The sequence below is a fragment of the Prosthecobacter sp. genome (assembly GCF_014879935.1).
Classification (GTDB): Bacteria; Verrucomicrobiota; Verrucomicrobiia; order Verrucomicrobiales; family Verrucomicrobiaceae; genus Prosthecobacter.
Genome location: NZ_JACSRD010000119.1, coordinates 1 through 23,499 on the forward strand (window position 1 = coordinate 1; position 23,499 = coordinate 23,499).

Genomic DNA, 23,499 nt, shown 5'->3' on the forward strand with positions numbered 1-23,499 from the left:
TTTCCAAAGACGAAAAGCATCCTTATATCCGCGCATGTTGCCGACCAGTCTGGAAGAACTCGAAGAACGTCTCAGCCGTCCCACGCCCGCAGTGGTTGAAATGATGCGTTCGCTGCCCGGTGACATCATCGTTCTGGGGGCGGCGGGGAAGATGGGGCCGTCGCTCACGCGCATGGCGAAACGAGCCAGCGACGAGGCGGGCACGAAGAGACGGGTGATCGCGGTGTCGCGCTTCAGCACCCCGGGTTCGGCGGAGGAATTTCAACAGCACGGCATCGAAACCATCGCTGTCGATCTGCTGGCGGCGAACGCCGTGGCCTACCTGCCGCATGCGCCGAATGTGATCTACATGGCGGGCATGAAATTCGGCTCCACCGGCCAGGAACCGATGACCTGGGCCATGAACGCGTGGCTGCCCGGCCTCGTGTGCGAGCGCTACCACCGCAGCCGCATCGCGGCGTTCTCCACTGGCAATGTGTACGGCCTGGTCCCGGTGGAACGCGGTGCGAGCAAGGAGGAGGACACGCTGAATCCTGCGGGTGAATACGCGATGAGCTGCCTCGGCCGCGAGCGCCTTTTCCAGCACTTCAGCCAGACGCGAGGCATGCCGGTTTCCCTGATCCGGCTGAACTACGCGTGCGACCTGCGCTACGGTGTGATGGTGGACATCGCCCAAAAAGTCTGGAGCGGTGAGCCGGTGGACGTGCGCATGGGTTATTTCAACACCATCTGGCAGGGCGATGCGAACGCGCTGTCGCTCCTGAGCCTCGCCAAGGCGCAATGCCCGCCATGGATCGTGAATCTCACTGGCACGACGACGCTCAGCGTGCGGGAGGTGGCGCAGCGATTCGGCGAGCTGCTGGGCAAACCCGTGCAAATCGAGGGCCAGGAGGCCCCGGACGCGCTTTTGAGCAATCCTTACCGCAGTTTCGTCGAGCTGGGCATTCCCTTCGTCCGTGATGACGAACTGATGGAATGGGTCGCGGGCTGGGTCTCACGCGGTGGCGAGTCGCTTGGCAAACCGACGCACTTCGAGTCGCGGGACGGGAAGTTTTGAGGTTGGAGCAATCCCTCATTCGCTGATCCCACGCCTCGCCGTCCTCCTGGCCTAAGGTCTGGACTTCCTCCCGCGTTCTGCCCAGACTCGACCTCCCATCATGAATTCGTCCTGCCTCCGCGGCCTCGTCACGCTCTTCCTGGCCACCACCCTTTCCGCGCAAACGGCCCCGCCAGCAGTGCGCACCTGGACCAGCACCGACGGGCGCAAGATCGAGGCCTCCTTCGTGGCGCTGGCCGGGGAGAATGTGAAGATCCGCATGGCGAACGGCAGCACGTTCGACGTGCCGCTGGCCCGCTTGTCGGCCGAGGACCAGGCGTTTGTGAAAAGCCAGTCCGCCGCGCCCGCGACCATCGCCACCGCAGGAGCCCCGGCGGTCAGCGCCACGTGGCCGCGTTCGGTGTCGTTGGAGGACAGGCCTGCCATCACCGTCGTGAAGGAAGATGACGCGACGCGGGAGTACATCTACAGGTCGCCCCATTACGAGTTCCAATGTGACTCGAAGCTTGGCACGAATGTCGTGCGTGAGTTCGGCCGCATCTTTGAGTCCACCTGGCTGATCAACTCCATGCTGCCGCTGGACCTGAAGCCGCAGCCGGAAAAGCTGCGGGAGATCTTCCTGGCGCGTCTGTTCACGGCCAAGTCGGACTACATGAAGGAGGGCGGCATCGAAGGTTCCGCCGGTGTTTACATGACGGGCAAAAAGGCGCTCATGGTGCCGCTTTCCAGCCTCGGCGTGAAGATGGTCGGCAGCCGCGTGTCGCTGGAGAACAACAGCAACGACGACAACGCCACGCTCATCCATGAGATCACGCACCAGATGATGAACCACTGGCTCGGCCGGCTGCCGACCTGGTACATCGAAGGCAGCGCCGAATACGTCGAGATGCTGGAATACAAGCGCAACGGCGGCTTCAGCCTGCTCGGGCTCACCCGCCAGTTGCGGGACTATGCCCAGCGCATGGGCGGCGGCGGCAAGAGCATCACCCTGATCGATCTCGAGGAGCTCATGACCATTGATGGCGGCCGCTGGGCTGCGGCGCTCAGCAATGGCGGTCCCGCCTCCCTGAACTATGGCTCCGCCGGCCTGCTGACTTATTACTTCTACCACCTGGATGGCAAAGGCGACGCTGCGAACATGATCGCCTACCTGCGCTCCCTCGAAAATGTGAAGAACAACGAGGAGGAGCAGGCGGCCGTGAAAACCCACCTCCTGCGCGAACGCACCTACGCCCAGCTTGCCGAAGATGTGCGCAAAGCTCTGCGTAAAGAGGGCCTCGCCATCGACTATTTCCCGCCGGGCAAGAACACCCCGCGAAGCGCGACGAACTGAGCGTGCCGCTGCCTGTCGGCACCCGCCCTGAAACAACTTCGGATCAGTCAGGGGTAAATGATGGTTATTTTTATGGCGCTTCTAATTCGTGTCGGCTAGAATAGTCCAACTAGGGAGATGACCAGTTCTGATCGCATCCGCATCTTGATCGTCGAAAACGAGGGCCTCGTCGGCTGTGACATGGCCACGACACTCGGAAAATTCGGGCATCTCGTCGTGGGCATTTGTGATTCGGGCGAGGAAGCGCTCAAGCGCCTGGACGAATTCCAGCCGGACCTCGTGCTGATCGATGTCCACCTCGCCGGGCAGCTCGATGGCATCGACACCGCCCGGGAACTGCAACGCCGCAGCCGCGTGTCGATCGTTTATGTCACCGGCTGTGCCGACCGCGAAACGGTCGCCCGTGCGCGTGAAACACATCCCCAAGGCTACCTGCTCAAGCCCTTCAACCACGACGAGCTGCGTCTGGCGGTCGAAGTGGCCGCCCAGCGCCACTTTGAGGAAAACGAACGCCAGCGCCGCGAGCAGAGCTATTTCGAGGCCTTCCAAAGCCTGGCCGATGGTGTCATCGCCGCCGATTTGTCCGGCGGTGTCGTCTTCATGAACCCGGCGGCGGCCCGTGCCACCGGCTGGTCGCCGGAGGAGGCCGCAGGGCGGTCTCTGAACGAGGTGTTCCGCATTTACCAGGCCAGCGGGGAGCCGGCGGAAGTGCTGCCGGCCGAGAGCGCCTCTGAATCCGAGCGCACCGTGTTTTTGACGACCCGTTCCGGGGAACGTCTGCCCATTCATGACCGCACCGCCCCTCTGCGGGATGCCCAGGGGCAGCTAACCGGCCTGATCATCCTTTTCCGCTCCTCCGCCCCGCCCCCGACACCGGCCGTGGTCGCGAACCGTGGCACGGCGCCGCTCGTCGATGTCGTGGAGAGCATTTCCGATCCGCTTTTCTCCCTCGACTCACGCTGGCGCGTCACTTACGCCAACGCCAGCGCCTTGAAGCTCTTCAACCGCAGCCTGCAGGACATGCTGGGCCTTTCGCTGTGGGATCTGATGCCTAGCGTCGCCCGCGAGACGCACTATGAGGCCTTCTCCCGCGCCATGCTGCATCGCGAGGCGGTGAACCGTGAGCTCTATCTCGATGAGAAGCAGATCTGGCTCGAAATGCGCGGCTATCCCTTCGGCGAGGGCCTGCTGCTGCTCGTCCAGGATGTCACCGCCCGCCGGGAGGAAGCCGAGCGCCGCAACCGCATTGACCGCCTCGAATCGCTCGGCCTGCTCGCCCGTGGCTTCGCCCACGACTTCAACAACCTGCTTACCGTCCTCCTCGGCAACATCTCCCTGGCCGAGATGCGCCTGCGCAATGCCATCACGCTGCCGGAGCTGCACACGGCGAAACAGGCCACGCTCCAGGCGCAGAACCTCGTCCAGCAGCTTCTCACCTTCGCCCGTGGCGGTGCCCCGATCAAAAACCTCATCCGCCTCGGCGATCTCATCGACACCTTCTTCACGCATCACTCGCGTGCCGCCCGCATCGAGTATCGCATCGAGGTCCAGCCCGGTCTGCCGCAGGTCGCCATCGATGCCGCGCAGATCCGCCGGCTCCTGAGCAATCTCATCCGCAATGCCGAGCAGTCCCAGCCCGAAGGCGGCGAGATCATCATCCGCTGCTTCGCTCCCGACCACGCCGAGATGTTCCCTGGCGAGATGGTGACGGATCAAAACTTCCAGCCCTCCGGCCTCGCGATTGAAGTCGAGGACAAGGGCGAAGGCATCCTGCCGGAGCACCTCCCGCACATCTTCGAGCCCTACTTCAGCACCCGCAAAGCCGACAACGCCACCGGCCTCGGGCTCACCGTCTGTGAATCCATCGCCAAGGCCCACGGCGGCTCGCTCACCGTGCGTTCAGAGCTGGGACAGGGCACCACGGTGCGCTTCTACCTGCCGCTCGACTCCGACGCTGACGACACGGACGCCTTCGGCCTCAGCAAGGTCTTCGACGCCCCGCCGGAAGTCGCCGCGCCCACGCCGCGCATCCTCGTTCTCGAAGACGATCCGCTCGTCCGCTCGCTGATCGTGCGCAATCTGACCAGCAACGGCTTTGAAGTCACCGAAAGCGCCGAAGGCAGCGAAACCGTGCGCATTTACCAGGAGAACATGAGCCAGGGCCGCGTGTTCGACCTCGTCATTCTCGATCTCAGCATTCCGAACGGCATGGGCGGCGTCCGCACCATCGAAAAACTCCGCGCCCTCGATCCCGACGTGTTCGCCATCGTCTCCAGCGGCTACTCCGACGATCCCGTCATGGCCAAACCGGCCGCGTATGGCTTTGCCGCCGTGCTGCCGAAGCCCTACGAGCCGGCGGACATGCTCCGCCTCGTGCGAAACATCCTCGCCACCCGCGGACTCCGCCGCGCGTCATAATTCGGGCACATGCGCGAGCAGGATCTCCTCGACAAGCTGCGCAAAATCGAGCGCCTCCACGCCGGAGCCACGACTCCCGGCGAAAAAGAAGCCGCCGCCGATGCCATCGCCCGCATCAAACGCCGCCTCGCCGAGGCCGCGAAAGTGGACCGGCCGGTCGAATACAAGTTCACTCTCGCCGACGGCTGGTCGCGAAAGCTCTTCATCGCCCTCTTGCGCCGCTATTCGCTCCAGCCGTACCGCCGCGCACGGCAGCGGCGGAACACCGTCATGGTCAAAGTGCCGCGCAGTTTTGTGGAGGAGACACTGTGGCCGGAATTCCTCGAACTCAGCGAGGTGTTGCAGCAATACCTCGACGAAGTCACCGAACGCGTCATCTCCCAAGGCATCCATGCAGACGTCACGGAGGAGGATCTGCTCGAAGACGAGTGATTCCACCCACTTTTCTTTAGATGACGTCCGGAGGAGTCGAGCTATGAACGCGTGTTTCTGTAAGCTTTAGATGCCGCTCTTCGTCGTTATGTTGGCAGGGAGGCTGGTTTTCTTCTCCGCCTTGAATTGGTGCCATATTCAGTCGCGGTTTCACACAAGCTGTTTGCAGGCCGGTCATCAACAAGGCATCCATCTGCACAGCGCAGCGAACGGAGAATCTCCAAGCCGACTGCCTCGGCAAGTGGTGGAGGTACAGCGTTACCTATTTGGCTCCTGATGTCCGCGCGAGTGCCGATAAATCGGAACGAATCTGGGAAACCCTGCAGGCGGGCCGCTTCACGTGGCGTCAGTGGCCGGTCAGCCTTCGGATGGCCATAGCGGCCTCGTGTGAAGCTATCAAATCCTCCAGTGATCGTGGGACACTGGCCGTTCCATGCGAGGCGTCCATAAACATCCGGCCAACCTCCTGAAGAGGTGTCAACACGCTGATGGCAGGGCAGCCTCAATTCATAAGGTATGTCCTGCCACCCTCCGCCTTCGGGCACAAAAGAAAAACGTCGGATATTCTCTTCAGTGACTCGGGCTCGCTGGTGGTTCGCGTATTTCGGATGCTCGGAATAATCGTTGGGAGGTTCTGGTAGCCCGCGTAATACCTCACCCACTGTTGGCCACCTGTGACCTTCTCCTGCTGGGAAAGTGAATGAAACTTGCTGGTCAAGTCGTCGGCCTACTACCAGAAAGCGCTCTCTTGTCTGCGCGAGCCCGTAGTCTGCCGAGTTTACAAAGCTGAAATCAATGATGTAGCCTGTGAGCCGGTCATACATTTCCCGCACGTATTCACGACCTCTCTTTTGCCCAAAGATGGCCACGTTTTCAAAGAAAAAGAACCGTGGTTTGATCTCTTCGATCAAGCGGATGTAGTGGCCTACTAGATCGTTTCGTTCGTCACCTAGATGTCCCCCCCGACGTTGTTTTGAAAAGCCCTGGCAAGGCGGTCCACCTGCAAACAATGCCAGTTCTCCTTGACTGATTCCTGCACGGTTCAACAAAGTCGGTCCGGTGACCTCCCTCGCATCGCCTACAAAGGCGTGGCCACCAAGGTTGTTGTTATGCGTCTGGACTGCGGGCGCGTCGATGTCGAAGGCTAGAAGTGGGACAAGCCCAGCTCTCTGGAGCCCCAAAGTCATTCCACCCGCGCCGCAGAAACCCTCAATGAACCCGTGCTGTGGTCTCGTGTCGGGAAGATAAGATTTCAACATGGCAGGATGCTATCGGCTGGAGGAGTATTGTCAAGCCCGCCAGGGACTATAGTCCCCAGGCAAAACTGATGTTCCTCGCCAATGATGCATCAATGACACTAAACGTGGCGGAATCGAAGGTGGCCAACCTAGTAGGGTTGCTTGCGCGGCATCGGGAGCGAAAAGGGCTTTCTCAGCGGCAATTGGCCGCGCTGGCCGGCTTAAATCCCAAGACAATCAGCCTTTGGGAACGCGGGAAACGTAGTCCCACTCTTGTCGCGCTGCTATTGGTTAGCGCAGCCATGGACTATGACCTTGGCCAGAATCTCAAGGAGGTGCTCGCCAATGACTGAAGTTTTCAAGCGCTATCGAGAGGTCCAAAAGCATCTCGGAAGCATAGGGCATGGCGTGGAATCGAAAGCGGCTCTTATCGAGACTTTGTCCGCTGCTGCGGAGTATGTCAGCAATACGAAAAAGGTTGAGTTGAAATCAAAAGTGCCGGGCAAATCGTACTTTGGGTTCGCATCGGGCGATTCGATCAGCCGGCCGGTCAATCATGAGCTTTACCTCGAAGACTATAGCCTTGTCGAGCGGGTCATCCGGGCTTTGCATGACCGTAAGCTGGCCATGCTCGACGTGTCGCAGATCAACAGGGCCGTTTATTCTGCTGCCATCACCTTCTGCGCTGGAATTGACATCACCAAAAAAGGAGATCAAAAGACGCCCGGAACACTTTTTGAATACCTTTGCGCAACCCTGCTGAGTTCGTTGTTGATGTGTTCGCCGAAAGCGAGTGTCCAGGTTCTGAACATGGGTTTTGAAACCAAGCTCCCTACTGATCTGATCTTCGATCTTGGAGATGACCGACCCAAGTACCATGTGCCGGTGAAAACTTCGACCCGAGAAAGAGTCATTCAAGTCTGGGCTCATCAGAGGGTTTTGGATGGCGTGTACGGTGCGGGCCGCTTTCGAGGCATGCCTGTGATTCTAACGGAGACAAAGCTGGATTCCAAGAATCTGGAAGTGACGGAGATCTGCCTTCCCAAACAATGGCTGCTGTATCAAATGCATATCGCGCAGTTGTGGAGGATTGCGTACCTGGATATGCCTGATGCATATGCCAGGCTTTGCGGAGGATTTCCCCAAGTCCCTGTCTGCACCTTGGGTGACGTCATCCTGAGTGGCGATCTGCCGATTACACCCGTTGATCCATCGTCTTGAGGGTCGGCACGGAAATCGTTGCAAGCTGCTCACAGCGGCCGACCAATGGCGCGCCATGATCCTCGACACCCTCGACAACGCCGCCCGTTATGAATCCCTGAACTCTCGTTTTGCGCAGACGTTCGCCTGGTTGCGTGCGTTTGACGGCACCCAGGAGCTGGGGCGGCATGACATCGACGGCGGCCACTGCTTCGCGCTGGTGCAGACTTATGAGACGAAGCCGATCGAGAAGGCCAAGTTCGAGTCGCATCGCAAATACATCGACGTGCAGTTCATCCACAGCGGGCGCGAGACGATCCTGTGGGCACCGCTGGCGTCGATGAAGGAGGAGACCATGGCCTATTCGGAAGAGAAAGAGGCCGCGCTGTGGAAGCTGACGCCAGATTTCACGCCGCTGCATGTCAGCGACGGTCATTTCGCGATCCTTTGGCCGCAGGATGCGCATGCGCCATGCGTCGAGTGGGACAAGCCGGAGCAGGTGGTGAAAGTGGTCGTCAAAGTGGCGGTGGAGTAACCAGCAAAAAACGGGGGTTTCGGGCCGTAGGTTTGGCCCCCCGATGAAGCTGACGACTGCCGCCGCCCTGTTTTGTTCCCTGGCCGTGACCGCCTGCGGTGCGGAGTCCATGCTCACGTTTGAGAAGCACGTGCGGCCGATCTTGAAGACGCACTGCACGCATTGCCATGGCGAGGAGGAAAAGCCCGAGGGCGGGCTCGATCTGCGGCTGCGTCGCTTCATGGACAAGATCGTGACGCCCGGACAGCCGGCGAAGAGCAAGCTGGTGGAGTTGATCCGCAGCGGCGAGATGCCGGAGAAGGGCAAACCGCTCGCCGAGACGGAGATCGCGGTGATTGAGCGGTGGATCACGCAGGGTGCGAAGACGGCGAAGCCCGAACCGCTCGCTTTGGCTCCTGGACCGATCATTTCCGATGAAGATCGCGAATACTGGGCCTTCCAGCCGGTGAAGCGGCCTGCGGTGCCGGAGAAGGTCGATTGGAAGAAGGTTCGCACGCCAGTGGATGCCTTCATCCTGGCCAAAGCGGCGGAGAAAGGCCTGTCGCTGGCCGCCGAGGCGGATCGTCGCACCATGATCCGCCGCGTGACGCTCGATCTCACCGGTTTGCTGCCGACACCGGATGAGGTGGAGGCGTTTGTGAATGACAAGTCCCCGCTGGCCTACGAGCAGCTCGTGGAGCGACTGCTGGCTTCGAAGAATTACGGCGAGCGCTGGGCGCGGCATTGGCTGGATGTGGTGGGTTACGCGGATTCAAACGGCTACACCGAGGCCGACAGCGTGCGTCCGCAGGCCTGGCGCTATCGCGACTATGTGATCAGAGCGATGAACGACGACAAGCCGTGGGACGAGTTCATCCAGGAGCAGATCGCCGGCGACGAGCTGGCGAATGCGACGCATGCGGACTTCCAGCAGGCCGTTCTTGATCCAAAACGCACCGAGCAGCTCATCGCCACGGCCTACCTGCGCATGGCTCCGGATGGCACGGGCGACACCGTGGACGACCCGAAGCTCGCGAAGAACCAGGTGATCGCCGAACAGATGAAGATCCTCGGTTCCTCGCTCATGGGCATGACCGTGGCCTGCGCGCAATGCCACGACCATCGCTACGATCCGATCACGCAGGTCGATTACTACCGGCTGCGGGCCATCTTTGACCCGGCTTACAACTGGGAGGCCTGGCGTGCGCCAAACAGCCGCCTCTACTCGCTCTATTCGCCCGCCGAACGTGCGAAGGCCGCCGAGATTGAGACCAAGGCGAAGGAGATCGAGGCCGAGGCACGGGCGATGTCGAAGAAGTTCCTCGATGAGATCTTCGAGGTCGAGATCAAGAAAGTGCCGGAGGCCGAGCAGGCCGCGTTTCGGGTCGCACGCGACACGCCGGTGGCGAAGCAGACGCCGGAGCAGAAGGCGCTCATCAAAAAGTATCCCTCCGCGCTGGCCACCTACTCGCTGGATCTTTACGACAAGAAGAAGCAGGACCTCGTGGACGCGAAGATGGCCGAGGCCAAGAAGCTGCGCGAAACCAAGCCCGCGGAAGGCTTCGTCATGGCGCTCACCGAGGTCAAAGGGCAGGTGCCGGTGTCGAAGTTTTTCAATCGTGGCGACCACGACCAGCCAAAGCAGGCCGTGCAGCCCGGTGAGCTCAGCATTCTCGCCAGTCCGCAGATCGAACCCTTCAAACCAGTGTCCATGAGCAGCGGATCGAGCGGCCGCCGGCTCGCCTATGCGCAGTGGCTCACGAGCGGAAAGCACCCGCTCACCGCCCGTGTGCTGGTGAACCGTTTCTGGCTCAATCACATGGGCCGCGGCATCGTGAACACACCCGGCGACTTCGGCCGCCTCGGCGAGTTGCCTTCACATCCGGAGCTGCTCGATTACCTCGCGGATGAGTTTGTGAAAGGCGGCTGGAAGCTAAAGCCGCTGCATCGTCTCATTGTTTTGAGCAGTACCTACCGCCAGTCCTCGGTCAACGAGGCCTCCATGCGCAGCGATCCGGAGAACCGCCTCTACGCACGCTTCAAGCTCCGCCGCCTCGATGCGGAGACGCTGCGCGATGCGATGCTCGGCGTCACTGCCTCGCTGGTGCAGACCAGCTACGGTCCGCCGAGTGGCATCGGCCGTGATCCGCAGGGCCGCGTGATCACTGGCATCGACAAGAGCACGATCACCTTGAACAAGGTCGATCCTGCCGGTGCCGACGACTTCCGCCGCTCGATCTACGTGCAGATGCGCCGCAGCAAGCCGCTGACCGTGCTCGAAACCTTCGACGCGCCGGTCATGCAGCCAAACTGCGAGCTGCGTGCGCAAACCACGGTCGCTCCGCAGTCGTTGCTGCTCATGAACGACACCTTCGTGCTCGACAGCTCGCGACGCCTGGCCGACCTCGTCGAAAAACAAGCGCCGGAAGATCGGGCGAGGCAGCTCCGCCGCGTGTGGGAGCTGCTTTACGGCCAGCCTGCTTCCGAAGCGGACATCATGAAGTGCCTCGCCTACCTCGAGGAGCAGACGAAGGCGCTTACGCAGTATCACCACGACACCCAACATCCAAAGGGCGTCGTCCCGAATCCACCGCAGGAGGCCATGGCAAGCCTTTGCCAGATCCTCTGCTCCTCCAACCGCTTCCTTTACGTCGAATGAAACCCGCCCAACTCTGTTCCCGCCGTCACTTCCTGCACGCCAACGGCTACAGCCTCGGCACGCTGGCGCTTGCCTCGCTGCTGGAGAAGGACGGCTTGCTCGCTGCGCCGGTGAAGCCGGAAACCTTTGGCGAGATGCGCTACGATCTCACGCCGAAGAAACCGCACTTCGAACCGCGGGCGAAGGCAATGATCTCGCTCTTCATGATGGGCGGCCCGTCGCAGATGGACCTGTTCGATCCGAAGCCGATGCTCACGAAGTATCACGGGAAGAAATTCCCCGGCGAGGTGAAGTATGACAACCTCGCGCAGGCCTCGGCGAAGTGCTTTGGCTCGCCGTGGAAGTTCGCGAAGCATGGCCAGTGCGGCATGGAGCTGAGCGAACTGCTGCCAAACCTCGCCAAGGTGGCCGACGAGATCACGCTCGTGCGCTCCATGACCTCCGGCGTGAGCAATCACGCGCAAGGCCTCTACGCGATGAATGCCGGACGCATCACCGCCGGACGTCCGGCGATCGGTTCCTGGCTCACTTATGGTCTTGGCAGCGAAACGGACGAACTGCCCGCTTACATGGTGCTCTCGCATCCCAGTGGCCTGCCCACCTTCAGCGGCGAGCATTACACGAACGGCTGGCTGCCGGCATTGTTCCAGGGAACGCTCGTGCGACCGACTGAGCCGCGCATTTTGAATCTCGACCCGCCTGCATCACTCGCTGGAACGCCGCAGTCGCGTCAGCTCGCGCTGCTGAAGGCCTTCAACGAAGACCATCTCGCCGCGCATCCGGGCGAGCTCGACCTGCAGGCCCGCATTTCCAGCTACGAACTCGCTGCGAAGATGCAAACTGCCGCGAAGGAGGCGCTCGACATCTCGAAGGAGCCTGAGCACGTCAAAAAGCTCTATGGCGTCGATAATCCGGCCACCAAGGACTACGCCACGCGCTGCATCATCGCGCGTCGCCTCGTCGAGCGCGGCGTGCGCCACGTGCAGGTGCTGAATGCGGGCCAGTCCTGGGACCAGCATGGCTCTCTCGTCTCCGCCCTGCCAAAGAACTGCGAGGCCACCGACCAGCCGAGCGCGGCGCTCATTCTCGATCTCAAGCAACGTGGCCTGCTCGACACCACCGTCGTGCACTGGGGCGGTGAAATGGGCCGTCTGCCCGTGCTGCAAAACGACGCGGGTCCGGAAAAATGGGGACGCGACCACAACACCTACGGTTTCAGCATGTGGCTGGCCGGCGGCGGCTTCAAAAAAGGCTACATCCACGGCGAAACGGACGAATTCGGCCACAAAGCGGTCATCGACGAGGTGAAGCACTACGACTACCACGCTACGCTGCTGAAGGTCTTCGGCCTCGACCACACGCGGCTCACCTACAAGCGCAACGGCCTCGCCGCCTCGCTCACCGACAACCAGGGCGCGAAGGTGGTCGATCAACTGCTCGCTTAAGCCCTCAACTCCCCGCTTCATGTCCTGGTCGCGACGCTCCTTCCTCCTCGGATCGGCGGCCACCGTCGCGAGTGCTGCGGCAGCATCTCCACGCAAAAAGATCGCGCTGATTGCGACAGCCGTGTTCGAGAAGTCGCACGCGCAGCACTTCATCGACCGCTTCGCGCTCGGTTATGCGTGGAACGGTGGCTGGCGGAAGCCGGAGGTCGATCTCGTCTCGCTTTACGTCGATCAGTTTCCTTCCAAGGACCTCGCTCGTGGTCGTTCGGAGCGTTATGGCATCCCGATTCACCCAAGCATCGCCGATGCGCTCACGCTTGGCACCGGGAAGCTCGCTGTGGATGGCGTCGTCATCATCGGCGAGCACGGCGACTATCCCGTGAACGAGAAAGGGCAGACGCTCTACCCGCGCTACGAGTTCTTCAAAGAAGTCGTCCAAGTGTTCGAGGCCAGCGGTCGCAGCGTGCCCGTCTTCAATGACAAGCACCTCTCCACCGACTGGAAAAAGTGCGTCGAGATGGTCGCCGACTCGAAGCACCTGAACTTTCCCTTCCTCACCGGCTCTTCACTGCCCGTGACGCGACGTCTGCCCGCCATCGACCTGCCTTGGGGCACGCCATTAAGCGAAAGTGTCTGCGTCGGCTACGGCGGTGTCGAAAAGTACGACTTCCACGGCCTCGAAACCGCCCAGTGCATGTCCGAGCGCCGGAAAGGCGGCGAAGTCGGCATCAAGAGCGTGCTCGCGCTTCGCGGCGATGCGATGTGGCAGCACGCCGCCGGCTTGAAACAAACCCAGCGTCTCCTCCTCGCCGCTCTGAGCCGCAGCCACACGCTGCCAGTCAAAGAAGGCTATCCCACCGAGGCTCCGAGCTTCGAATGGGCGCGGAAGAACTTCCCCGACGCCTACGCTTACTTCATCGAGCATCGCGACGGCTTCCGCACCACGCTCTTCATGCTCGGCATTCGCGACTTCAACTACGCCGGCCTGAACTCTGAGACCGGCGAGATCACCTCCTGCCAGATGTTCCTGCCGATGCCTACCTCCGTCGCCACCACCGCCGATTTCTTCAATCCACTCGTCCATCACATCGAGCGCATGGTCCTCGAAAACCGTGCCGCTTATCCTCCGGAGCGCACGCTGCTGACCTCCGGCATGGTCATCGCCGCCGTCGAATCCCTGCACCGCGGCGGCAAGATCATCGAAACGCCCGAAATGGAGGTGCGCTACACCGCGCCGAAGGAATCCACGTTCTGGCGCGATTGATCCAAACCTTCATGAAACTCCCCCTCCTCCTCGCTTTGCTCGCTGTGCCTGCTTTTGCTGCTGACCCCGTCGTTTTCGTCTCTGCCTTCGCTTCGGGCGAAAAGGCCGGGATTCATGCGTTTGGCTTCGACACCGAAAAAGGCACGCTGAAGCCGCTGAAACGTGCCACGGGCGTGCAAAGCCCGTTTTTCATCGCGCTCTCGCCGGATCGGCGGTTCTTGTATTCCATCGACGAATTCGGCGGGAAGGACAATTTCGTCGCCGCTTTCGCGATTGAAGGTCGCAGCGGCGATTTGAAGCCTCTCAATCGCCAAAACACCCGCGGCACGGCCTCGTGCTTCCTCGAAGTCGATCCCACGGGCCAGTGCGTGCTCGTCGCCAACTACAGCAGCGGCAACGTCACCTCCTTTCCCTTGAAGAGCGATGGCTCGCTCGGCGAATCGGTGTCGTTTTTCCAGCACAGCGGCTCCAGTGCCGATCCGCAGCGGCAGAAAGGCCCGAACGCGCACTGCTTCGTCATCAGCCCCGGTGGCAAACACGCTCTCGCCTGCGATCTCGGCATCGACAAGGTCATGATCTACACCCTCGACGCCGCCACCGCGAAACTCGCGCCAAATGCCGCGCAGCCCTTCGCCAAGCTCACGCCCGGCAGCGGCCCGCGTCATCTGACCTTTCATCCCAACGGCAAGCTCATCTATGTCATCAACGAACTCGCCAACACGATCACCGTCTTCGATTGGAACGCCGCTGATGGCACGCTGAAGGAGAAACAAACCATCGCCACGCTGCCGAAGGACTTCACCGGCAAGAGCTATACCGCCGATTTGAAGATCACGCCCGACGGCAAGCACCTCTACGGCACCAACCGCGGCCACGACAGCCTCGCGAGCTACCGCATCACCGACGACGGCACGCTCACACTCCTCACCATCCAACCCAGCGGCGGCAAAGGTCCGCAAAACCTCCTCATCACCCCCGACAGCCGCTGGCTCCTCTGCGCCAACATGCCCGGCAACAACGTCGTCGTCTTCGAGATCGACTCCGCCAGTGGCTCTATCACAGCAAAAGGTGAACCCGTCGAAGTGCCGATGGCCTCGTGTATTCGGTGGATGGAGTGATCTGATGCGCGGCAGCGTCGTGGAACCGAAGCGAAGCGGAGATAGACAGCACGAAGTGCTGCCCGAAGGGAGAGCGAAGCGAATCAATGCGGTGGCAAGCCTTGGCGCGACACCGCTGTCGCCAGCCGGACAGCGATCAAAGGCCAAAGAGCATTCTTACCGCGCTCGACAGCGGTGTCGCCGGAGCACGTCTGCGCCTTGCTCCTCTGCCACCGCACTCCACGACGCTCTCGCGAGTTCGAAATTTCTGCGCATGCTCGAACATTCTTATGAAGCGCTCGCTGACATCCTTGATCCTCGTTGCCCTGCTTTGCGGCTTGCTCTGGCGTGCGGAACTGGAGTTGCGGTGGGGATGGACAAGTCTGAACTGGGCGTGGAAGGTTTATGCAGCGTTTCCTCTCAGCATGGCAAGTTTCGCGGCTTGGGTAGTCCTGATCACCCGTGTGCGTGAACGAGCCAAATTTGCCGCCGCGCAGATGGCATTCTTCATCTTGGCTCTGGTTTTCTTTTGGTGTTACCTCCGTTATGCCGTCGCAGCTTTGATGGGACCCTTTCCTGCTTTTAACTTCCTAGTGGTGTGGATGTTACCGGTGTTTTGGGTCTTCCTTCCACTTTCCTTCGGCTGGATCTGCCGCCTTTTCGGTGTCCGGGTGCATTTCGGTCTTCATTTGGTGTCTTCCGCTTTATTTACTGCAAGCTGGCCTCTGGCTGTCTGTCTTCTCGACTTGGTAGATCATCGTGGAGGAGCAGATCTCATTCACGCTCTCAAAAGCGGATTTGTGATTCCCCTGCTCGTTCTTTCGTTGGGCTTTCCGCTGCTCTTTGCCAAGCGGGCTGATGAGTCGTTAGCTTGAACGGCGTAGTCGTCCACATGCCCAAATTTCTTCTCTGCGCCCTCCTCATCTCTGCGGTGTCATCACTCAGCGCTGCCGAACCCGTGGACTTCACGGTGAAGCTCGAAACGGTGATGAAGCATGACGACGGGAAGTTCCTGTGGTTCCACCCGCGTGCCGCGCCAGTGCCAGGTGGCGTGGTGATGACGATTCAGAAGCATCTCAAGGTCTCCGACTACTACTCGGGGCTGCATTTCATGCGGCGCGATGGCGTGGACGGCGCGTGGAGTGGGCCGACGCTGCCGCCAGAGATCGACTGGCAGCCACAGACAGATGGCGTGACGCTCAGCGTCGCCGATGTGACGCCGGGCTGGCATGAGAAGACGGGCAAGCTCATCGCCATCGGCTGCCGCGTGCGCTACAGCCCGAAGGCCAACGTGCCTGGCAACAACGTCGTGGTCTTCCAGATCGACCCCGCCACCGGCGCCATCACGCTGAAAGGTGATCCTGTCGAAGTGCCGATGGCCTCTTGCATCCGCTGGATGGAGTGAGCCTTGCCAGAGAGGCTGGATCTCCATAGAGTTCCGCCATGCGCCTGTTGATCGTCGAGGATGAGCCGAAGGTGGCCCGCTTTGTCGAGCGCGGGCTGCGGGAGGAGCATTATGCGGTGGATGTGGCCGCGAATGGCGAAGAAGGGCTCGATCTGGCGCTGGTGCATGATTATGACCTCGTGATCCTCGATGTGATGCTGCCGAAAAAAGACGGCTTTGAGGTGCTGGAGGCGCTGCGGGCGGCGAAACGGCCCTGCAAGGTGCTGATGCTCACGGCGCGGGATTCGGTGAAGGACCGTGTGCGCGGGCTGGATGGCGGCGCGGATGATTATCTGGTGAAACCCTTCGCTTTCGCGGAGCTGCTGGCACGCGTGCGGGCGCTGCTGCGTCGCTCCGGCTGCACTGAGACGACCACGCTGAGCTTTGCGGACCTCGTGCTCGATGTGAAGGCACGCAAGGTGACACGTGCCGGCCAGCCGGTGGCGCTCAGTGCCCGAGAGTTCGCCGTGCTGGAGCATCTGCTGCGGCATCAGGGCGAGGTGATCTCCCGCACGCGGCTTTCGGAGCAGGTTTGGGATCAGCACTTTGACTCGATGACGAATGTGATCGACGTGACGCTCTACCACCTGCGTGAGAAGGTGGACCGCGGCTTTGCCTCGCCGCTGATTCACACTGTGCGCGGTGTGGGTTACGTTTTGAAAAATCCCGCCGCATGAAATCCTTCCGCGCCAGACTCGTGCTGAGCTTCACCGTGCTGACCGCGGTGGTTTCGGCCTTTATGGCGGCGTGGACGTATCAGAGCAGCGCGGAGGCGCTGCGGGATGACACCGACCGGCTGCTGCGGGACCGCGCTTATGTGTTGTCGAAATCGGTCACACCGATGTCGATGCGGCTGGCACCGTGGATGGAGGCATTTTTGGAGACGGACAAGACCGGGCTGCGCGTGCAGGTGATCGATCCCGAGGGCGAGGTGCTCACGCAGTCGGCAAACCTCGACGAACCGCTGCCGCTATCGAAAGCGGCACGTGAGGCGACGGCGACCAACATGTCCTCCTTCACCGAAACGGCTGTTTTGAAGGACGGCGGCACGGTGCGAGTAGCCTCAGTGCCGGTGACGACGTATCGGGACAACCAAAGCTCGGTGATTGGCTTCGCGCAGGCGGCACTGCCGGTGTCGGCGCAGGATGCGCGGCTGCAACCGGTGCGCCTGCGCCTCGTCATCGCGGTGCTCGCTGCCACGGTCGTCGCATGGTTGCTGGCGACGCTGCTGGCGAAAACATGGCTGCGCTCGGTGGATGCGGCGGCGGAGTCGGCGCATCGCATCGGCTCCGGCGAGACGTTGAGGGAGCGGTTGTTCGTGCCAAAGGATGAAGACGAGATCGCGAGGCTGGCGCGTGCTTTCAACGAGCTGCTCGACAGGCTCGAATCCGCCCACGGCACGCAGCAGCGCTTCCTCGCGGATGCCTCGCACGAGCTGCGCACGCCGCTGACGGTGCTGCGCGGCGAGATCGAGGTGGCTTTGCGACGCGAGCGGCCTGCGGAGGAGTATCGCGAGGTGCTCGAGAGCAGTCGCGAGGAGATCGAGCGCCTGGCGCGGCTCACGGAGAATTTGCTGTCGCTGGCACGGTCGGATGCCGGTGAGGGCATCGTGACGCATGAAGCGGTCGATCTGGCTGCTCTGTGCGCCCGCGTGCGTGAGGCGATGAGTGGCATGGCGGAGCAAAAACGCATGAAATTGACCGTGGAGGCTCCAGAACCTGTTTTCGTGAATGGAGACGCGGGCGCTTTGGAACGGGTGTGCCTCAATCTCATCGAAAATGCCATCCGCTACTCGCCTGCGGGTGAAAACGTGACGCTGCAGGTGGTGAATGAAAACGGCGAGGCCGTGCTCTCCGTGAGCGACACCGGTCCCGGCATCGGCGCGGAGCATCTGCCGCACTTGTTTGAGCGCTTTTACCGAGTGGACAAAGCCCGTTCCCGCGAGCACGGCGGCGCGGGACTCGGGCTCGCCATCGTCGAGGCGCTGGTGAAGGCACACGGCGGCTCCGTGAGCGTTTCGAGCGTGGTGGGACAGGGCACGACGTTCACGATCCGGCTGCCCTTGGCAGGCTAGGCTTGTTTCTGCGACAGCATGGTGGCCATCTCGCTCCGCGAGATGAGCCGAGCGCGTTGATTGCTACCAACGTTTTCGAGCTTGCGACGCCCTGCGTTCTTCTCGCGGAGCGAGAGGACTACTTTGCTTCGCGCTGGCGATGTCGTCCGCGAACATGAAAGCCTTTTCATCCGGCTTTCATCTTCGTTTCATGCGTGGCGGACGAGTCTCGGGGCGTGATGAACGCCACTGTCGAACCCGATCCCGCTTCCGCGATTCAGCGCTGGCTTGCCAGTCGCGATGAAAAGGCCGCGGCTTGGCTTTTCCATGCTCACCGGCCGCAGGTGCTGCGAACGGCGCGGGCGTGGGGCGCTCCGGCATGGATGGAGGAGGATGTGGTCCAGGAGGTGTTTCTGCGCGTGTTCCGTGCTCTGCCGCGTTTCGAGCCGTGCATGCCGTTTGCCCACTGGCTGGCAGTGATTGCGCGAAATACCTGCGCGAAGCTTCGTCGGCACTGGTGTCATCGTCACAAGCTCAGCGCCGGCTTTGCGAACGGCGCAGAGGAGTTGCTCGAAGATGTTTCGGGCAACCACGAGGCTCCGGATGACCGGCTCATTCACAAAGAGCAGATGACTCAGTTCGAGCACGCCCTGACTCAGCTCTCTGAACGTGATCGCCATCTGCTCGCAGGTTATTCGACGGCTCAAACACCCGCGCAACGCGTGGCGCTGCATCGCGCCCGCGCACGTCTGCGCAAGCTTTTTCACCAACCCGGATTCCCACCATGAAAACACTCGCCTTCACCACCTTCCTCGCGCTCGCGGCATTGTCGCGGGCAGACACCGTCATCCATGTGGACGACACCGTGCTGCGCACGGACACTCGTCGCTTTGGCATCTGCCTGGCGCAGCACAACTACTACGACTCCCATCAGATGATGAAGGAGCTGCTGTTTCGCAATCCGGGCTTCGAGGGGCTGCTGTATCAGTCGCTCGTGCGTCTTGGCCCCGGCGGCACAGCGAGCAGTGCGATCGAGGACCAGACGCTCGGCCAATGGCCCACGGGCTTCTGGGCGGGAGCGCAGTATGAGATCATCTGGTCCTCCGCGGGGGCGAAAGGTCGCACGGGCACGGTGACGACCAACATCGCGCCGAACCGCCCGAACCCGCCGAATGATCCCGCCGGCAGTTCGCAGGGCACGACGTATCTTTTTGAGCCTCCCGCGGGTGCGGTGCCGGCGAGCGGCGATTATCTGCTGCTGCGGCAGGTGATCACCGGCACGGGTGGCGGCTCGGCCTCGGGAAGCTGGGACATCAGCACGCAAGGCGGCGGCACCATCACGAGCGAGACCAGCGACCTGCCGCCAGGCACGCTGGGGCAGCAATGCGTGCGCCTGTCCGCGCTCTCGAGCGGGCAGCAGGCGACGATCAGTGGTCGCTTTGACACGTTGCAGGGCTTTGTGCGGCTGAACGGGCAGTTCAGGCTCGCCTTCAAGGCCAAAGGCACCGGCGGAGCGAACCGTGCGTTCATCACCGTGCGGCGCGGCAGCAGCCCGCACCTCAGCCAGACGGTGCAGCTCACCAGCGATTGGGCGGACTACACGCTGCCCTTCAACGCGGCGGAGTCGGAGACCGTCTCCGGCACAGTGTCAGTCGAGTTTTCTGCCACGGGACAAAGCGCCCTGCTGCTCGATGACGTGAGCCTGCGGCAAACCGACAGCGATGTGGGCAATCCCACCGAGTTCCGCGATGGCGTCGTCGCCGCGCTGCGCGAACTGAATCCCGGCATCCTGCGCTATCCGAACTGGCAGATGCTCGGCAACTCGCTCGACAACGACCTCGCGCCCGTCTTTGCCCGCAAGCGCTCCGGCTACTCCGCCTACGGCACGAGTGAAAACAACATGCTGCCCGGCCTGCATGAGTTTCTTGTGCTCTGCGAGTATCTCGGCGCCGATCCGTGGATGTCCGTGCCCTCGACCTCCTCGCCGCAGGAGATGACAAACCTCATGGAATACCTCGGCGGGGCCACGAGCACGCCTTACGGCCAGCTCCGCGCCGCACGCGGCCATGCTGCGCCTTGGACGGGTGTCTTCAGCCGCATCCATCTGGAGTTTGGCAACGAGCACTGGAACAACACTGCGTTCCGCGGCGGCGTCATCTCCGCAGCCATTCCGTGCGGTGCCCGCGCGAACGAGCTCTTCGGCGCGATCAAAGCCTCGCCGTATTACGCTGCCGCGCAGGTGAACTGCATCCTCGGCGGCCAGTCTGGCAATCCCGCTCCCGCCTTGCAGTTTCACAATGCTTCATTGCTGCACGATACCTTCACGCTGGCGCCTTACATGAGCGGACGCGTGGACACTTATGCGACCACGGAGGATCTCTTCGGGCCGCTATTTGCCGAGCCGGAGTGGTGGAGCTTCAATCCTTCTGCCACCAGCGGCCTCATGCGCTATGCCTTTGATCAAGTGCAGGCCTCCAGCCGTCCGGTGCCGCTGAGCATTTACGAGGTGAATCTGCACACCACGAGCGGCGGCATCAGCCAGAGCGCTCTCGACAGCTACACGCCGTCCGTCGGCGCGGCGGTGGCCGTGGCGGATCACATGCTCGTCATGCTGCGCGAGCTCGGCACGCGTGACCAGTGCATGATGTCGCTCGCCGGTCATCGCTACACCTGGCCGGACTCATCAGGCAAAACGGCCGCGCTGTGGGGCGTGACGCTCGACATGGACAAGACCCACCGCCGCCGACCCACTTTTCACGCTCTCCGCCTGCTCAACGACGTCCTCGGCGGCGACATGCTGCGCACCACGTCCAGCGGCGACAACCCGACGTGGAGCATCACCAACACCAACCGCGTCACCTTCACGAATGCGCACCATGTGCAGAGCTTCGCCTTCAAAAACGGCACGCAGCGTGGCCTCGTCGTCTTTAATCTTCATCGCACCGATCCGCTCGACGTGCGCTTCACCGGCCCCAACGCTCCTGCGGGCACTTTGACCCTCCGCCGACTCACCTCCGCCAACATCACCGACAACAATGAGAGCGCCGAAATCGTCGCACCGACCTCGCAAACGCTCACCAGCTTTGATCCCGCGCAGCCGCTCTCGCTGCCGCCTTACTCGATGACTGTGCTGCAATGGACGCCGCCCGCCCGCCAGGCCTGGCGCTATCTATACTTCGGCACTGTCGCCAGCACTTCGACTGCCGCTGACGACGCCGATCCCGATGGCGACGGCCTGACCAACCTCCTCGAATACGCCCTCGGCACGCTTCCGACTCAATCATCGAGCACGCCATGGGTCACGACTACCACCAGCGGCTATCTCGGCCTCAGCATCACCAAAAACGCCAGTGCCTCCGGCATCACCTGGAGCGCCGAATCGAGCGATGACCTCCTCACCTGGCACCCGGCGCAAACCGTGACGCTCATCGACAACGCCACCACCTTCACCGTGCGTGACAGCGTGCCCATCGGTGCTGCCGCGCGTCGTTTTCTCCGTCTTCGTGTCACAGCGGCACCGTGAGACCGGTGGCCGTGTGAGATGAAACGAGTTGGAGCGTTTCATCCAGATGTTGCTTCGTGCCCTGTGCCTTCTGCTCGCCTCCTGCCTCGTTTTGCCGGCAGCGGACTCCCGTCCAAACATCGTCATCATCCTCGCGGATGACATGGGCTTCTCCGATCTCGGCTGCTATGGCGGGGAGATTCAGACGCCGAATCTCGACAAGCTGGCGGCCGAGGGCATGCGTTTCACGCAATTCTACAACTGCGCCCTGTGCGGCCCATCGCGGGCGGCGTTGATGACCGGACAGCATCCGCACCGCGTCGGCATCACGCAGTGGACGGGGCTCTTGAAGGGCAACTGCGTGACGATGTTCGAGGTGCTGAACCGCGCGGGCTATGAAACCTGCGCCGTCGGCCGGCTCGACATGCTCACGGCGGAGGACTGGCATGCGCCTGAGAACCTCTCGCGGCATGTCGCCCGCTACTTTGGCAGCACCGGGCATCAGGGACCGGGCAACTACTTCGCCGATGTGCGCAACACGGCCTTCTATCGTGATGGAAAGCCTTTCTCGATCCCCGAAGGCGGCTACAAGACCGATCTCATCACCGACTTCACGCTCGAATTCCTCCAGCAGCGCGACAAATCGAAGCCCTTCCTGCTCTACATGTCCCACTACGCGCCGCACTGGCCCTTGCACGCGAAGGAGGCGGACATCGCAAAGTATCGGAAGCTCTATCGCGAACTCGGCTGGGACACGGCGCGCGAGCAGCGGCTGCAGCGTCTCATTGAAAAAGGCATCCTGCCCGCGGGCACGAAACTTTCCGCACGCGACCCTGCCGCGAAGCCGTGGAGCGCTGCGGAGCATCTCGACTGGGAAGCGGAGCGCATGGCCGTCTTTGCTGCGCAGATCGACTGCCTCGATCAGAGCGTCGGTCGCGTGATGGAGGCGGTGAAGGGCACCAACACGCTCGTCTTCTTCCTCAGTGACAATGGCGCGTCCGACAAGGCCGTCGGCCAGCTCGACAAAAACGGTCAAACATGGCGCAGCGACGGCAAACGCACCCGCGTGGGCAACAAACCCGACATCATGCCCGGCCCGGGAGATACCTTCGTCACCGCAGGACCAGCCTGGGCCACGCTGTCGAATACACCTTTCCGATCTCACAAGCAGACGAACTACGAAGGCGGCATTTCCTCGCCGTTGATTGCCTGGTGGCCCGGAGTCGTGAAAGCCGGCCAGATCAGCCCCGAGCTCAGCCACATCACCGACATCACCGCGACCGTTTTCGATGTTTCCGGTCAATACTACCCCGAAGCCTTCGACAATCGCAGCGTGGCTCCGATGGACGGAAAATCGCTGCGTCCTGTGTTGGAAGGAAAGCCGCGAAACAGCCACGAAAGCCTCTGCTGGGCCACGAGCGGCCACAAAGCCGTGCGGATCGCCAACTGGAAGCTCGTCGCCGCACCGAAGGGCAAGTGGCAGCTCTATGATTTGAGCGAGGATCGTGCAGAAAGCCGCGATTTATCGTCCGCCCATCCTGAACGCGTCACCGAGATGGCGAAAGTGTTCGGGGAATGGCAGCAAACAGGCACCCACTGAACCCGATCTACGATGAAGCTCTCCTCATGTCTCATGATCCTGGCGGCCGCATCGTGGCTTCATGCCGCCGAGCCTGTGGACTTCACCGTGAAGCTCGAAACGGTGATGAAACATGACGACGGCAAGTTTCTCTGGTTCCACCCGCGCGCGGCGGCCGTACCGGGGAAGGGGAGGGACGGCGCGCCCCTGGCCGTCATGACGCTCCAGAAGCACCTCCAGGTCTCGGACTTCTACTCCGAGCTG

19 protein-coding genes and 1 pseudogene are annotated in these 23,499 nt (G+C 61.8%); 19 read left to right on the forward strand and 1 reads right to left on the reverse strand.

What is annotated here, in order from left to right; translation table 11 throughout:
- Nucleotides 1–34 precede the first annotated feature (34 nt).
- The 4 genes from IAE77_RS09015 to IAE77_RS09030 all read left to right on the forward strand — a co-directional run bounded on the left by IAE77_RS09015 (nt 35) and on the right by IAE77_RS09030 (nt 5,240).
- Entirely contained in the window at nt 35–1,057 is a 1,023-nt protein-coding gene (locus tag IAE77_RS09015; RefSeq protein WP_294224962.1) for an NAD-dependent epimerase/dehydratase family protein, read from the forward strand.
- 100 nt (nt 1,058–1,157) lie between these two features.
- On the forward strand, nt 1,158–2,390 hold the full coding sequence (locus IAE77_RS09020; protein WP_294224964.1) for an SHD1 domain-containing protein: 1,233 nt from the start codon (nt 1,158–1,160) through the stop codon (nt 2,388–2,390).
- A 117-nt stretch (nt 2,391–2,507) separates the two neighbouring features.
- Nucleotides 2,508–4,808, forward strand: coding sequence for a response regulator (locus tag IAE77_RS09025; RefSeq protein ID WP_294224967.1), 2,301 nt, complete (start codon nt 2,508–2,510; stop codon nt 4,806–4,808).
- Nucleotides 4,809–4,817: 9 nt separating this feature from the next.
- A complete protein-coding gene (locus IAE77_RS09030) occupies nt 4,818–5,240 on the forward strand; it encodes a hypothetical protein (protein WP_294224970.1) in 423 nt (140 codons plus the stop codon).
- 86 nt (nt 5,241–5,326) lie between these two features.
- Here the strand turns inward: IAE77_RS09030 and IAE77_RS09035 are convergent, their stop codons facing one another.
- Entirely contained in the window at nt 5,327–6,499 is a 1,173-nt protein-coding gene (locus tag IAE77_RS09035) for a DNA cytosine methyltransferase (protein WP_294224973.1), read from the reverse strand.
- Between the two features lie 68 nt (nt 6,500–6,567).
- Here IAE77_RS09035 and IAE77_RS09040 point away from each other — a divergent pair, with 68 nt between their 5' ends.
- The 15 genes and pseudogenes from IAE77_RS09040 to IAE77_RS09110 all read left to right on the forward strand — a co-directional run.
- On the forward strand, nt 6,568–6,831 hold the full coding sequence (locus IAE77_RS09040; protein WP_294224976.1) for a helix-turn-helix transcriptional regulator: 264 nt from the start codon (nt 6,568–6,570) through the stop codon (nt 6,829–6,831).
- Nucleotides 6,824–7,699 carry a hypothetical protein gene (locus tag IAE77_RS09045; protein WP_294224981.1) on the forward strand — a complete coding sequence of 292 codons (876 nt, stop codon included), beginning with the start codon at nt 6,824–6,826 and terminating at the stop codon, nt 7,697–7,699. Before IAE77_RS09040 ends, IAE77_RS09045 begins: the two co-directional genes overlap by 8 nt.
- Nucleotides 7,700–7,754: 55 nt before the next feature.
- Nucleotides 7,755–8,213, forward strand: coding sequence for a YhcH/YjgK/YiaL family protein (locus IAE77_RS09050; RefSeq protein WP_294224983.1), 459 nt, complete (start codon nt 7,755–7,757; stop codon nt 8,211–8,213).
- A gap of 43 nt (nt 8,214–8,256) precedes the next feature.
- The gene (locus IAE77_RS09055) at nt 8,257–10,851 is read left to right on the forward strand and encodes a PSD1 and planctomycete cytochrome C domain-containing protein (protein ID WP_294224987.1); all 2,595 of its coding nucleotides are present in this window, start codon (nt 8,257–8,259) and stop codon (nt 10,849–10,851) included.
- A complete protein-coding gene (locus IAE77_RS09060) occupies nt 10,848–12,296 on the forward strand; it encodes a DUF1501 domain-containing protein (protein WP_294224990.1) in 1,449 nt (482 codons plus the stop codon). Before IAE77_RS09055 ends, IAE77_RS09060 begins: the two co-directional genes overlap by 4 nt.
- A 19-nt stretch (nt 12,297–12,315) precedes the next feature.
- Nucleotides 12,316–13,560 (forward strand): hypothetical protein, encoded by a 1,245-nt coding sequence (locus IAE77_RS09065; protein WP_294224995.1) that lies wholly within the window; start codon nt 12,316–12,318, stop codon nt 13,558–13,560.
- A gap of 11 nt (nt 13,561–13,571) precedes the next feature.
- Complete coding sequence (locus IAE77_RS09070; protein WP_294224999.1) at nt 13,572–14,678, forward strand: lactonase family protein; 1,107 nt, start codon at nt 13,572–13,574, stop codon at nt 14,676–14,678.
- A gap of 269 nt (nt 14,679–14,947) precedes the next feature.
- Nucleotides 14,948–15,532, forward strand: a complete 585-nt coding sequence (locus IAE77_RS09075; RefSeq protein ID WP_294225001.1) for a hypothetical protein — start codon at nt 14,948–14,950, stop codon at nt 15,530–15,532.
- Between the two features lie 17 nt (nt 15,533–15,549).
- Entirely contained in the window at nt 15,550–16,062 is a 513-nt protein-coding gene (locus tag IAE77_RS09080) for a hypothetical protein (protein ID WP_294225004.1), read from the forward strand.
- 38 nt (nt 16,063–16,100) lie between these two features.
- Nucleotides 16,101–16,778 (forward strand): heavy metal response regulator transcription factor, encoded by a 678-nt coding sequence (locus IAE77_RS09085; RefSeq protein WP_294225007.1) that lies wholly within the window; start codon nt 16,101–16,103, stop codon nt 16,776–16,778.
- Nucleotides 16,775–18,175 carry a heavy metal sensor histidine kinase gene (locus tag IAE77_RS09090; RefSeq protein WP_294225010.1) on the forward strand — a complete coding sequence of 467 codons (1,401 nt, stop codon included), beginning with the start codon at nt 16,775–16,777 and terminating at the stop codon, nt 18,173–18,175. The genes IAE77_RS09085 and IAE77_RS09090 overlap by 4 nt, the downstream gene beginning before the upstream one ends.
- A gap of 218 nt (nt 18,176–18,393) precedes the next feature.
- Complete coding sequence (locus IAE77_RS09095) at nt 18,394–18,942, forward strand: sigma-70 family RNA polymerase sigma factor (RefSeq protein WP_294225012.1); 549 nt, start codon at nt 18,394–18,396, stop codon at nt 18,940–18,942.
- Entirely contained in the window at nt 18,939–21,677 is a 2,739-nt protein-coding gene (locus tag IAE77_RS09100) for a hypothetical protein (protein WP_294225017.1), read from the forward strand. Before IAE77_RS09095 ends, IAE77_RS09100 begins: the two co-directional genes overlap by 4 nt.
- Nucleotides 21,678–21,723: 46 nt before the next feature.
- The gene (locus tag IAE77_RS09105; protein ID WP_294225020.1) at nt 21,724–23,256 is read left to right on the forward strand and encodes an arylsulfatase; all 1,533 of its coding nucleotides are present in this window, start codon (nt 21,724–21,726) and stop codon (nt 23,254–23,256) included.
- Nucleotides 23,257–23,289: 33 nt separating this feature from the next.
- Nucleotides 23,290–23,499 (forward strand): annotated as a pseudogene (locus tag IAE77_RS09110) (hypothetical protein); the annotation flags it as partial.